The organism is Rhizobium sp. SEMIA 4085, from assembly GCF_013004495.1.
GTDB lineage: Bacteria > Pseudomonadota > Alphaproteobacteria > Rhizobiales > Rhizobiaceae > Rhizobium > Rhizobium gallicum.
In genome coordinates this window covers 1-12,045 of record NZ_JABEPH010000180.1, presented here as the reverse complement: position 1 = coordinate 12,045, position 12,045 = coordinate 1, and the positions used below count along the sequence as shown (strand labels likewise).

The window sequence follows — 12,045 nt, the reverse complement described above, 5'->3', positions numbered from 1 at the left end:
GGGCAGATCACCTACCACTTCAACCGCGCTATGAATGCCGGGTTGACGAAGGACCAGGCCTCCGAAATGCTCGCGCATCTCACCTTCTATGCGGGATGGCCGAACGTGTTCTCGGCAGTCCCCGTCGTCAAGGACGTATTCGAAAAGCGGCCGAGCTGATCGCGCCGCGAAGACTTCGTGCCCGGTTCCATCCCACGAGGGACCGGGCATGACCTTTCCGAACGGCTCTATCCGCGCTCGCGCAACGCATCAACGACGATGTTGAAGGCGGCCGACGACTGGCGCCGGCTCGGATAGTACAGGTGGTAGCCTGGATAATGCGGGCACCAGTCGGCCAGAACCTGCACCAGACGCCCGGCCTCGATCTCCGGCATCGCCAGTCCATCTGGTATGAAACCCAGTCCAAACCCATCGACTGCCATCGCCCGAATCTGAGTGATGCCATTGCAGGTCATCTGGCCGTCGACGCGGACCCGCATGTCCTCGCCATCCTTCTCGAATTCCCAGGCATAGAGCCCTCCACGGGTCGGCAGGCGCAGATTGATACATTGATGTCGGGTCAGTTCCTGTGGCGTGATGGGTGCAGGGTTCCGCTCGAGATAGTCGGGAGAGCCAATGACAATCATCCGCTGCTCCGGACTGATGCGAACCGCGATCATTCCCTGGGAGACGATCTCGCCGAGGCGAACCCCGGCATCGAACCGCTCGGCAACGATGTCGGTCAGACCGTAGTCGATGACGAACTCCACCTTGATGTCCGGATAGTCGTGAAGGATTTTGCGGAGCTTCGGCCACAGGACATGGTCTATCGCGTAGTCCTCGGCAGTGATGCGGATAGTGCCTGCCGGCCTTTCCCGCTTGTCGGTAAGGCGACCAATTCCCCCTCGATCTCTTCGAAGCGCGGCCCAATCGTCTTCAGCAGGTGTTCGCCTTCCGGCGTCGGGGCGACGCTGCGCGTCGTGCGCGTCAGCAGCCGGACACCGAGGCGCTCCTCCAGACCGCGGACGATGTGGCTCAGTCCCGACTGGGACATGCCGAGCTTCGCTGCGGCCTTTGTGAAGCTCCTTTCACGCGCAACAGCGAGGAAGGCGAGCAGATCATTGACGTTCTCACGCAGCATTCATGGGTTCCTCGCATTAATCCGATACCATCCTAGCAGAAATTCGCTCATTCGCGATTCGATATTCATGCGCCACACCCATATGTCTTTGCGGAATTGGGCATCTAATCGTTCTGAATGACGCGCACTACCTTCGTCGCAGCAAGAAACGAAGAAGGACGATGGATGTCCGCTATCGCTTCGTCATCGACATGTCCGCGGGCCGCACAGCCTGACGCTCCTCCTCCATTTCGCCCCCGGCCTTCGCCGGGGCGGCTTCTTCACTGACCTGACAAGAAAGGACGAACAATGAAACAGCTCACTGCAACCGCCGCCACTCTCGCCCTCTTCGCGTCGACGTCAGCCTTTGCCGAATCCTCGCAGTTCTCGCAGGGCGGCTCACGCCCCTCGATAAAGGGGCCGGAGGCGAACTTCACGGGCTCGGTCACAGTTGATCCGCTCTATTCCAATAACGAACACACGAGCAATACCGGCGGCCACGTCACATTCGAGCCGGGCGCCCGATCCGCATGGCACACCCATCCCGCGGGACAGGTCCTGATCGTCACGTCAGGTACCGGATGGGTTCAGGAAGAAGGTGGCGAAAAGCGCGTCATGCGACCAGGCGACGTCATCTGGTGCCCGCCGGACGTGAAGCATTGGCACGGCGCCACGGCAACGACCGGCGTCGGCCACATCGCCATTACCAACATGAAGGATGGCAAAAACGTCGCCTGGATGGAGAAGGTCTCGGACGACCAGTACCTGGACTGACGCTTGAGCGACCTGAGGATGGTTCTATGAAATACGCAACAGCAGCAGTCGGGGCGATCGCCCTGGCAACCGTTCTGATCTCGTCTACGACATGGGCGCAGGACGTTCGCTCGTCTTCTCCGATCTCCTCGACGGCCAGCGCGGATTGGTCGATGGAGGTCGTCGCCGAAGGACTCGACTATCCTTGGGAAATCCAACAGACAGGCGGTCGAATCCTCATCACGGAAGCGGCCGGCGATGTCGTCTCGATCGAAGGCGGCCGCGTGGTGCGTCATCTGGTCGAGACGTCTGATCCCATTGCCCGCGAGGGCGGCGGCGGTCTTCTCGGCATGACACTGTCGAAGGACTTCGAAAGCAACGAGACCGCGTACTTCTACCATACATACCACGCCGACGGCGCTCTCTCGAACAAGCTCATCGAGGCGCGCTTCGACGGAACCTCGTGGACGGAGACGCGCACTCTTCTCCAGGGTATTCCCGGACACCATCTCTACAATGGAGGTCGCGTTGCGATCGGTCCGGACGGCTATTTGTACGTGACGACCGGATGGACGGAGAACCGCCAGAGACCTCAGGATATCTCGAGCCTCGCCGGCAAGATCTTGCGCATGACCGTCGACGGCAAGGTGCCGGACGACAACCCATTTCCCGGTTCCTACGTCTATTCTCTCGGACACAGAAACCCGCAAGGGATCGCCTGGGGCCCCGATGGCCGGTTGTTCGTCGCAGAACACGGGCAGTCCGCACACGACGAAATCAATCTGATCGTCGCCGGCCGCAATTACGGTTGGCCCGTCGTTTCCGGCGACGAGGAACGGCAGGGAATGGAAAGGCCTCTCCTTCATTCCGGCAACAACACCTGGGCGCCCTCGGGCATCGCGTTTGCTGGAAACGAACTCCTCGTCTCCGCTCTCGTCGGCAAAGGCCTCTACGTCTTCGACGCTGCCGAGAACAGCCTGAAACCGATCTTCACTTCGGGCGATCGACTCCGTGACGTGCTGCCGATCGGTCAGAACATCTATGTCGTGACCACGAACCGCTCGCCGCGGGCGGAAGGTCCCTCCGAAGACCGGCTCCTGAAACTGACGCGGACAAAATAGCCTGGCCCGCCACACTCGACACAACAGGAAGACCAAGATGAAATTCGACTTCGAAAACAAAGTGGCGCTCGTCACAGGCGCTGCATCGGGCATGGGGCTGGCGACCGCGAAGGCATTCGCAGCCGCCGGTGCCGCCGTCGCACTCGTCGACGTCAACGAAGACGCGGTCAAGGGTGCGGCGCACGGGCTGATCGCGGACGGCCACAGGGTTATCGGCATTCGATGCGATGTCGCCAACATGGAGGAGGTCGAGACGATGGTCACCGAGACGATCGCTACCTTCGGCGGTCTCGATGCCGCGTTCAACAACGCGGGTGTAAAAAGCCCCGTCGCGGAAACCGCCCTCGCCGACCCTGGCGATTACGATTTCGTCATGGGCGTCAACCTTCGCGGCATCTGGAATTGCATGAAGTCCGAGCTTCTGCACATGCGTGAACAGGGAAGCGGCACGATCGTCAACAATTCGTCGCTCGGCGGCCTCGTCGGTATAGCCGAGCGCGGCATCTACCATGCCTCCAAGCATGGGGTCGTCGGCCTGACAAGAAGCGCCGGTCTCGAATACGCACCGAAGGGCATCCGCATCAACGCCATCTGCCCCGGCATCATCGCTACCCCGATGGTCACGACCATGCTGGAGACGCAGCCGGAGGCGATGGAAATCATGATGAAGGACGTTCCGATCGGCCGTCTCGGCCGTGCCGAAGAAATCGCAGATGCCGTCCTGTGGTTGTCCAGCCCGGCCTCGACCTTCGTGATCGGACACGCATTGCCCGTGGACGGCGGCTACACGGTTCGCTGAACGCAGCCGGAAAAAACGGACGAATTGCTCAGATGAGACACGATGTCGACGCGATCACCGCAGAGCCCAGACCATCCTCGACGGTATCAGAGATGTGGCTCATGACCGTACTGGGGATGCTGCTGGCCTTCGCGTCGATCTCGACCGACCTCTACCTGCCTGCGATGCCGGGCATGAGCGCGGCGCTGGGGACCACACAGGGAAGCCTGCAGTACACGGTGTCGGCCTATCTGATCGGTTTCAGCTTCGGCCAGTTGATCTGGGGTCCGGTCGGCGACCGGTTCGGACGGCGCGTCCCCGTGGCCGTCGGTCTCGTCCTGTTCATGGCCGGCTGCACGGGCTGCGCCTTGTCCGCCGATGTCGTCCAACTGATCGCCTTCCGGGTTCTCCAGGCGGTCGGCGCCTGCGCTGGGGTCGTGCTTGCCCGAGCCATGGTGCGCGACCTCTATGGCCGCGACCGCGCGGCAGCGGTGCTATCTACGTTGATGACCGTCATGGCCGTCGCGCCGCTTCTAGGCCCAAGCGTCGGTGGGCTGATCCTCGTGGTCGCGCCTTGGCAGGCGATCTTCTGGGCCCTCGTCGGCATCGGCCTCCTCACGCTAGTCGCGCTCTTCACCATTCCTGAGACGCTTCCTGCGGAGCGACGCAGCAACGAATCTCTCGGCGTGGCATTCGCCTCCTATGGCGGCCTCATACTGGATAATCGGCTTATGGTGTATGGCGGAGCCCTTGGCTTCTACTATGCCGGTGTCTTCGCCGGCATCTCAAGCTCGTCCTTCGCCTACATCGACTATCATCACCTCTCCCCGCAGCTCTTTGGAGCGGTCTTCGCCGTCGGCACGGTCGGCCTGATGGCGACGAACTTCGCCAACGCGCGACTGGTCGCGCGATACGGTAGCGATAGGATGCTGAAGCTAGGCGCGGCAGGCGCCGCTGTCAGCGGTCTGGTTCTTGCTTTCGTCACCGCGACGGATTTCGGGGGCGTCTATGGAATGGCCGCAAGCCTGTGGCTGTTCACCGCAATGAACGGCCTCGTCACAGCCAATGCGATCTCCGGAGCGCTGGCCGACTTCCCGACGCGAGCCGGCGCCGTGTCCGCGCTGATGGGCGCCATCCAGTACGGGAGCGGCGTGGTCGGATCAGCAGTCGCCGGGACTTTTGCCAATGGGACACCCTGGCCGATGGGGGTAGTGATTGCGATCAGCGGACTTGGCAGTCTGGCGTGTGCTTCGCTGATACGAAGGCAAAGCTTGGATTATTGAAATCCGGCCTTTTTATTCGCACGCCTTGAACGGATTCGAACCAATGACCGCTCATACCGAATTCGTGGAAAGACAACAACTTCACGGCATCTGTTGTGCGTTAGTCACTGATTTTCTTGGATGAAATCCTAACCTGCCACACGCAACCCTTAGCCGGCAACTGGACGCCGAACACCATAAGGCGCAGCGAATGGCACCACGCGGCGGTTGGCTTAAATTGCGTTAGCTACCTGAGAAGCGCGCCCCAAGTCCCCAAAAGTAGCAAATTTAATCGTGCAACATTCGGCGCCTGCCTTCCACCAAACGCCGAATTCGTGCACTCAGTTTGCAAAGAGGGGTCACACTATGAGCGCTGAAAAGCCTGAAAAGTCCGAATCGGAAACGCCAAGCAGCCGGATCTACGATATATTCAGGGTCCTTGTTTCCTCTGTGCTCATCAGCCTGCTCCTCGCAGGCATCAGCACATCGGCGCTGAAGCTCTGGGATCGCTTGTACCCTGAAGACGTGGTGAAGGTCTGGCAGGTGTCGGAAGACGACTACCAGCGCATCTCCACGGCCCTAAACCACTCGAACACCAACCTGATGCGCCTCAAGGAGTTAGTTGCCAATAATCCGGAAGCGGTGAAGTTAGCTACGACCATGCAGGAAGAGCTCCAAGCTGCAAATACGTTGATCGCGAATTCACCCTTCGTCGAGCGACGCGATACCATGAGCGTCACGTGGGATCTGATCTCCTCGGCCTACGCCAAGGGTGAGACCCGCGACAATGACGGAAAAGCGGATATGACGATCACATACATTCTCTTGGCCCTGGTTGGCTTTGTGACCATCTTCCTCTGCGGGGTTTATGCATTCTGCAAAGACAAATCGCAGCGTTCCTTCATAGAGAAAACCCTCACGACCATCGTAGGCTTCGCGCTGGGGATGATAACCGGCTCGAATACCGGGCGGCTCAAATAGTCTGTGGCGCGGTAGCGGCTGGGACGACCGACGCGGGCTTCGGCAGCGAACGGAAATATACGCGGCGCCGCTTCTTTTTGTGGCCGGTGCGCCAAGTCATCGATCCCACAATGTCGCAGTAAGTTTTAAACCCCTCCTCGCTCGCAGCTGAGCGGTCCTGCGCGAAGAACTCGTCAATGCGATCCTGCAAAACCTCGGTTTTGCCGTTGGTCAGGCTGCAATTGAAGATGTCGATCTGCGCGGCCGGGGGACGCGTCTTCTCGTCGTTGAGGGTGAAGCCTGCCTCGGCGACGGCAGCAAGAAGACCATCGAACGCCGACTGCAGCTCCGCCTCATCGTTACCCGAGAGACAGATATCGTCCATATAGATCGAGACGGTGATGGATACGGGAAGCCCACGAAGGTAGACGCCTATCGGGGACATCGCGAGAACGAGAGTCGCCAGGATAGGCGATTGAACGAATCCATACGGAAGCACATACCCTGCTCCGTAGGGGTTCTTTACGGTTGACCACTTCGCATAATATTCCGGCCGCTGGACATGGATATCTTTCAGCGCGCGCTTAACGCGATTGCGCTGGACGCTATAAAAGAATTTCGAGATGTCGATGCGGCAGAAAAACTGGTTGTTGCGGTGTCGATGCAGCGCGACAACGTGCGACCCGTCTTTGAAATGGTAGACAAAGCTGTCGAATTTGTAGGCCTTGTTCACTTTGCTCTTGAGCTCAGCGCCAAGCCGTTCCCCGAAAGGGTTAGGCGCATAGATCGGCTTGCCGTTCTTTTTGTAAGAATAAAGGAAGTTTTCGAACGCTAAGGGCATAGTTGACAACCTTGCTGTAGATATCGAGTGCAACATTGATGATCTCCAAGGCGGAGTACAATATCGTCAAGACAGCTACAGCAAGGTCGAGATGCTTATGAATTTTCTTCATCGGCAAATCCTCCATTGCGAGACTTCAGCAAACTGCAACCCATGTTTAACCATGGAGTCGTCAACTGAGAGAACAATAGTGTATTCCCGAAGCTCGTACATGAGGACAACCCGAAGGTCGAACTTTCCGTAGAGCCGTGAGCTACAGCCTATTGCTGAAATCGACTTGGATATACGTTTGTCTTCTTGGAGTTGCAAGGGCGCAACCTCTGAACGAATACGATTTTTGCTGGCCCTAGCGAGTTCGATCACCACCAAAGGCCGGACGTCGATCTCTCAAAATCAAGGTGGGTGCCACTTGCTAAGCATCCGGCGTGCGGTCTGCGATTAATTACCGCCCGCCATGAATCGCGGTTCGGCGTCCGTGTCATCACGCGCAATCATGCTGCATTGGGCAGCGAGCGACAGGGCGGACAACAGGCGGTCGGGCGTCGGCCCGAATGGACCGCTCAACCTCTTGTGGACGCTCAGCCACCCGCTGTCGCCGAGCGCAAGCCGAAGGCGCTGCGTGCCGTCGCCGTTTCGCGCCACCGACCATCGGACATGCTGCCCGATCACCCAGGTCTCGATCAGCTCTCGCCAGAGGGTTTCGACCGTCGCTTCCGTCAGCGACAGGAGCCGCCGGTGCTGGAGCGATATTGGGAAGCGATCCGATCGCCCTCCCAGCTCACCAAGCCGGCCATCGTCGGCGCCTTCTTGCTTGAGGGCCGCATACATGGCCTGCACGTAGCCAAGGGCCGACAGGACAAGGCCCGGAATGGTCTCGTAGCTGCCAGGGCCGCCGCGCTGCGCGAGACTAAGTCTGTTGCTCAGCGCGACGAAATTCGTCTCACCCGTGGCAGCGGCACTCGGCCAGCCGCGATCCTCGCATCGTTGCGCAAGAGTGGTGAGCAGGTCGCCAACCGTCGGACCGGCCAAGTCCTTATCGAAATCCTCGGCTTGGCGCAGCGCCATTGCAACGAGGGCATCCGTCGATGCCGACCCGCCGTTTGTCCTGATCATTACCTCGATCCAGACGAGCATGCTTTCAAGCGCCAGGCGTTGCAGTTGTCGCACCTGTAGGGAGGACATCAGCAGCCACGTCGCTAGCAGTCCGGTATCATTCGATCCGGCGCGGACCAGCGCGCGTCCTCCTGGCAGCACGCCGGATGCCAGGACGGTACGCAGCTCCGGCACCGTCAAGCCGTCCGGTGTCGCATTGATGGCTTCAAGGACTAGCGCCAGCGTGTCATTGCGCCGCGTGAAATCCGTCCTGCCCGTTTCCCGCCCCGGTTCGAACAGCCTGCGAAAGACGTCCCGTTCCTCGTTCGACGGCTCCGACGGTGGAAGAGCGTCGTTCAGGGACTCCACCTCCTCGGGGCGGAAGGTGACCACACCGGGTTCGACCATGTGGCGAATGGCAGACCTGGACACGATCGCATCAATCGCCCTGACGGCAGGCATGACCTGTTCGGTCGGCCGAAAGACGCCGATGACGGACGTCTGCTCAAGGTACCCGAGCGCCTTGATCGAGGGGCCGTACTGGATCGCGTCCATGATCGACGTGGAAGCCTGGCGCTTCTTCTTGACGGTTTCCCAATTCGCGCCCTTGAAGGTAAAGGGGGCCCCACCATCCATTGGCATGCAACTCCTCAACACCGCCATCCCAGGCAGGTCGCGTCCGCCGGCCAGCATGTGCGACCAGGCGTAGATGACCTCGAGGCGCATGACGAAGTCCTTCGCCGCCGCGGAATCGATATCCTTCTTGCCGCCGTTCGACAGGAGGTCATTGGTCTTCCACCAGGCCCAGGCCATGAAGGCGTATGGACGGATGAAAACCGTTGTGTTGTTGATCCCCGGGATGGCCCGATCCATCAGGTCGAGATTGATCTGGCGCAGGCCGAGCGGATCCACGCCTCCGTCCTTCAGGGCAAGCTTGGTGATCAGCCGCGCGCCCGGCGCTGTCGCAAAATCGAGATCCATGTCCTGGAGCAACTGGTTCACTCAGGTTTCCTCCGGCTGGATGTCGACGATGATCGCGGTACACTTCAGCCCTTGGCAGCTGGCGATTCCGCCCTTGCGCAGGCGGCCCGCTTCGACGGCGGCAAGCTTCATGTTACAGGATGGGCAATGCCTCCAGTCCCTGCGAACGAAGACGGTTTCCCGCCGTCGGATGCCTCGACAGATCCTGCCGAAGGCCGCGATCTCCTCGGGCTTTGCGACACCCGAAAGATCGGGCATCGACCCCTCCCCGTCGAGCGCGGCGATCAGGGCTCGAGTGCGCTGCCATGATGTCGGCGCGGCAAGTATCCCGGTAACGGCAAGCTTCCAGTCCATGGCGCGGACCTCTGCCGCGAGCTGGCTTTCGCGATGGCCCGTTGGTGGCTTTTCGAGAAGATCGCAGTGGTCCTTGGTCAATCCGCCACGAAACCAGATCTCCAGCGCCTTGTGGATCTCAGCGCTCTTTTTCGGCTCGCGAAGGCCAGGAGCCACCGTCGCGACGGCATAGCACCGGTCGAGCGTGTCCAGGCCAGTACGTGCTGGTCCGGCGCGCCTTGCGAGGTTTCGCCAGACCGGCAAGTAGGTCTTCAGGAACTGCTCGGGTTCCTCGACATTGTCGGCGCCATAGAGAATGAAGTCGAGCACCGACAGGATGTTCTCCCGTTTCGTTGGTCCGTCCGGAGACTCGTCGATCTTGCGCATGAAGGAGCCGATCGCGCCGGCCAGGAGGTCTGCATTCGACCAGACACTTTCCCCGCTTCCGTCATCGCCGCCATCTCCGGCATCGTTCTCATGCCCGTGCCCCTGCCCCCGCCGCGGCGCCTCGGTGATCCTCTGGCGGAACCGCGCGATGAGTTTCTGGAACGCCGACTGGCCCGCGCCCGAGGCAGCGCGATCATTTTCCGGCTTCAAGGCGTCGCCAAGCCCGAGCTCGCCGGCCGGCACCAGGTGCGAGGCCTCCTCCTTGTCGGCGCTGGCAGAATTGCTCCCGGACGCGATCGGTAAGTCGCCAGCCAGGAAGGCCTCGGGATGCTTGGTGAAGAAGCCCGCGATGATATCGTTGTCGCGCGGGTTTTCGGCCCCACCGGCCGCGCGCGCCATGGCTTCGGCAATCGCGCCGCGCTCGCGGACGGCCGCGATGATGTCCGTCATCACCAGCCAGCCGCGGACGGTCTCTTCGCCGCGCGCCAGCACCAGCTGCAGTGACGAGACGACCGCATCGACCCTCCTGCGCTCGATCATGAATCGTCCATCAGCCGCGAGCTCGACTGCACCGATCGCCTCGAACCGACCGGGAGCATAGAGCGAGGCATTCCAGGATCCTTCCGGAGCGGGGACGTCGAGGATGCGGCCGTTGACCGCGCCGCCATCCAGCCGTGCAATCAGGCATGGCGACGCCGTATGGTGCGGCTCCTGGCCACCCTCGCCAACGAGGCCCTTGGGATAACCCGCTCGGCTCCAGCCGAGCCATGGCGCACCGTCTGATACGCGTGCAACGACCACCTCGACGCTGCCAAGGCCCAGACCATTGACCGTCGCATTTGCGCTCCCGGTAATCGTGAGACGCCCCTTGGCGCATTCAATATCGAAGGCCTTGGCGTGCAGCAGCTTCTCGCCCGAGAACAGCGGGCTGGTGACGGGTTGGGCCGCTAGGCCGAGGGTCTTGGCCAAATCGAAGTCGAACCAGAAGGGCACTTTCGGCGGAACGAACACATTAACCGTCTTGCAGCCGAGGTCACGCGCGAGGTCGACAACCGCTTTCGGGCCGCCGAAATAAGGTGACAAAACGGTCAGCGACCTCGCGCCCCCGAGCTCCCTTGCCATCTCGACGACCTGCGGTGCGAGCGCCCGATTGACGGAATGCAGGACACGGGTTGGCCCGCCGCTCTTGCGATCGCCGGCCGCAAGACAGAGATCGGCGAATTTCTGGAGCGGCGGCAGCGCGGAAGGGTCGGAGCGAAGGCGGCCTTGGCCGAGGGTCTCCCCAAGCGAGAGGAGAAAGTCAGCCAGATCGGTGAAGGCTTCCGGGTCGGTTTCGGGGTTGAGGTATTCGGCGACCTCAGCGTTGAATCCCCAGCCGCCCATGGTGAGATTTCCCGATCCGACCAGCGCCCGCAGCTCGCCTTCGTGCGATGCAAGCAGCGTGATCTTCGGATGAAACACGCCACTTCCGACGACGGCGATCGGAATGACGTCATAGCCAACCCCGGCGTTCGATGCGCCTGTTTCAGATAGCGAAGCGCGGTAGCCCTCGATATCGGCCAGGATCGTGACGTCGCGCCGATTGTCACCGAGCGCCTGAAGAGGCACGGCTTCCAGAAACGACAGGCTCAGCGAATAGGTTGTCATCAGCAAGGAGCGCCAACGGTCGCTCCGCAATATGTCGAGGGGAGAAATTTCGAGAAGCATCGCTTTCGCTGTGATCAAAATCATCGGAGTGAATGAGTTGCCATCAACTTCGATGATTATTAGAAATAAACGCTGGGAAAAATTATCGTTAATGCACTTATTAGCTGTTTTCTTGTTTATTAAAAGAGCTGATCTGAGTAGTAAATTAGGAACGAATTTAGCAACACAGGCGCGGGCTGACTTCAACCATGACATGAGTCGCGCTTGGCTTGTCTGATGTTGGTTAATTTAACAACGGGCATTAATCAATGGTACGCGCTTCGTGGCAAGGAATCGGCTGAAACGGCCAATGCAATGGATGCGCGTTCGAAGGGGAACAACGAAGAAATGTTTTTAGTCATGTTCACCGAGAGCTTTCGCGTCCTTTAGGAGGGGCAATGGACGTATTTGATCTCGCTCGGTCCTTAGTCGACCAGTATGAAGGCTTCAGCCGGTCGTTTGCCAACATCAAGTCAAAGGACATTTTCGATCAGATCGACGCGGAATACGCGTCCCGGCGGTTCTGGCCGGAGCCGGTGTTGCAAATTAATCCAGAGTACAAGCCAGGAGCAACCGTTGCGCAATTGGTAGATGAAGGCGTCCTGCATCCGGGCTGCGGCGATATCTTCTCGGGCTGGACCTTGCGCTACCATCAGCAAATGGCCGCAGAATTCGGCGCAGAAGGCAAGGACTTTATCGTCACCACGGGGACCGGCTCCGGCAAGTCGCTATGCTACTTCATCCCCATCATC

The 12,045-nt window shown here is 60.2% G+C and carries 11 protein-coding genes and 1 pseudogene; 8 read left to right on the top strand and 4 right to left on the bottom strand.

Annotated features, from left to right (window positions below; all coding sequences use genetic code 11):
• On the top strand, positions 1-159 hold a 159-nt coding region (locus C9413_RS18295; protein ID WP_170250721.1), incomplete at its 5' end, for a carboxymuconolactone decarboxylase family protein.
• A gap of 68 nt (positions 160-227) precedes the next feature.
• Here C9413_RS18295 and C9413_RS18290 read toward each other — a convergent pair.
• Positions 228-1,120 (bottom strand): annotated as a pseudogene (locus C9413_RS18290) (LysR family transcriptional regulator).
• 288 nt (positions 1,121-1,408) lie between these two features.
• On the opposite strand from C9413_RS18290, the gene C9413_RS18285 reads away from it, so the two are divergent.
• From C9413_RS18285 to C9413_RS18265, 5 genes are all read left to right on the top strand, one after another.
• Positions 1,409-1,873, top strand: coding sequence for a cupin domain-containing protein (locus tag C9413_RS18285; RefSeq protein WP_040114599.1), 465 nt, complete (start codon positions 1,409-1,411; stop codon positions 1,871-1,873).
• A gap of 26 nt (positions 1,874-1,899) precedes the next feature.
• The gene (locus C9413_RS18280) at positions 1,900-2,973 is read left to right on the top strand and encodes a sorbosone dehydrogenase family protein (RefSeq protein WP_040114598.1); all 1,074 of its coding nucleotides are present in this window, start codon (positions 1,900-1,902) and stop codon (positions 2,971-2,973) included.
• 37 nt (positions 2,974-3,010) lie between these two features.
• Complete coding sequence (locus C9413_RS18275; protein WP_040114597.1) at positions 3,011-3,772, top strand: glucose 1-dehydrogenase; 762 nt, start codon at positions 3,011-3,013, stop codon at positions 3,770-3,772.
• A gap of 101 nt (positions 3,773-3,873) precedes the next feature.
• On the top strand, positions 3,874-5,034 hold the full coding sequence (locus C9413_RS18270; RefSeq protein WP_246703781.1) for a multidrug effflux MFS transporter: 1,161 nt from the start codon (positions 3,874-3,876) through the stop codon (positions 5,032-5,034).
• Positions 5,035-5,379: 345 nt separating this feature from the next.
• Positions 5,380-5,994 (top strand): hypothetical protein, encoded by a 615-nt coding sequence (locus C9413_RS18265; protein WP_040114595.1) that lies wholly within the window; start codon positions 5,380-5,382, stop codon positions 5,992-5,994.
• Here C9413_RS18265 and C9413_RS18260 read toward each other — a convergent pair.
• On the bottom strand, positions 5,987-6,640 hold the full coding sequence (locus C9413_RS18260) for a reverse transcriptase domain-containing protein (protein ID WP_246703782.1): 654 nt from the start codon (positions 6,638-6,640) through the stop codon (positions 5,987-5,989). The genes C9413_RS18265 and C9413_RS18260 overlap by 8 nt on opposite strands.
• Here C9413_RS18260 and C9413_RS33510 point away from each other — a divergent pair.
• Positions 6,536-6,808, top strand: coding sequence for a hypothetical protein (locus C9413_RS33510; RefSeq protein WP_246703783.1), 273 nt, complete (start codon positions 6,536-6,538; stop codon positions 6,806-6,808). The genes C9413_RS18260 and C9413_RS33510 overlap by 105 nt on opposite strands.
• Positions 6,809-7,252: 444 nt before the next feature.
• Here the strand turns inward: C9413_RS33510 and C9413_RS18255 are convergent, their stop codons facing one another.
• On the bottom strand, positions 7,253-8,908 hold the full coding sequence (locus tag C9413_RS18255; protein WP_040114593.1) for a hypothetical protein: 1,656 nt from the start codon (positions 8,906-8,908) through the stop codon (positions 7,253-7,255).
• The gene (locus C9413_RS18250; RefSeq protein ID WP_170250720.1) at positions 8,909-11,254 is read right to left on the bottom strand and encodes a hypothetical protein; all 2,346 of its coding nucleotides are present in this window, start codon (positions 11,252-11,254) and stop codon (positions 8,909-8,911) included.
• Positions 11,255-11,691: 437 nt separating this feature from the next.
• On the opposite strand from C9413_RS18250, the gene C9413_RS18245 reads away from it, so the two are divergent.
• The coding region (locus C9413_RS18245) for a DEAD/DEAH box helicase (RefSeq protein WP_170250719.1) at positions 11,692-12,045 on the top strand (354 nt) is incomplete at its 3' end.

What these genes read in the sequence shown, in the direction of transcription:
- C9413_RS18285 (WP_040114599.1), top strand. Translation starts at nt 1,409, where the DNA reads ATGAAACAGCTCACTGCAACCGCCGCCACTCTCGCCCTCTTCGCGTCG.
- C9413_RS18280 (WP_040114598.1), top strand. Translation starts at nt 1,900, where the DNA reads ATGAAATACGCAACAGCAGCAGTCGGGGCGATCGCCCTGGCAACCGTT.
- C9413_RS18275 (WP_040114597.1), top strand. Translation starts at nt 3,011, where the DNA reads ATGAAATTCGACTTCGAAAACAAAGTGGCGCTCGTCACAGGCGCTGCA.
- C9413_RS18270 (WP_246703781.1), top strand. Translation starts at nt 3,874, where the DNA reads ATGACCGTACTGGGGATGCTGCTGGCCTTCGCGTCGATCTCGACCGAC.
- C9413_RS18265 (WP_040114595.1), top strand. Translation starts at nt 5,380, where the DNA reads ATGAGCGCTGAAAAGCCTGAAAAGTCCGAATCGGAAACGCCAAGCAGC.
- C9413_RS33510 (WP_246703783.1), top strand. Translation starts at nt 6,536, where the DNA reads ATGGATATCTTTCAGCGCGCGCTTAACGCGATTGCGCTGGACGCTATA.
- C9413_RS18250 (WP_170250720.1), bottom strand. Translation starts at nt 11,254, where the DNA reads ATGACAACCTATTCGCTGAGCCTGTCGTTTCTGGAAGCCGTGCCTCTT.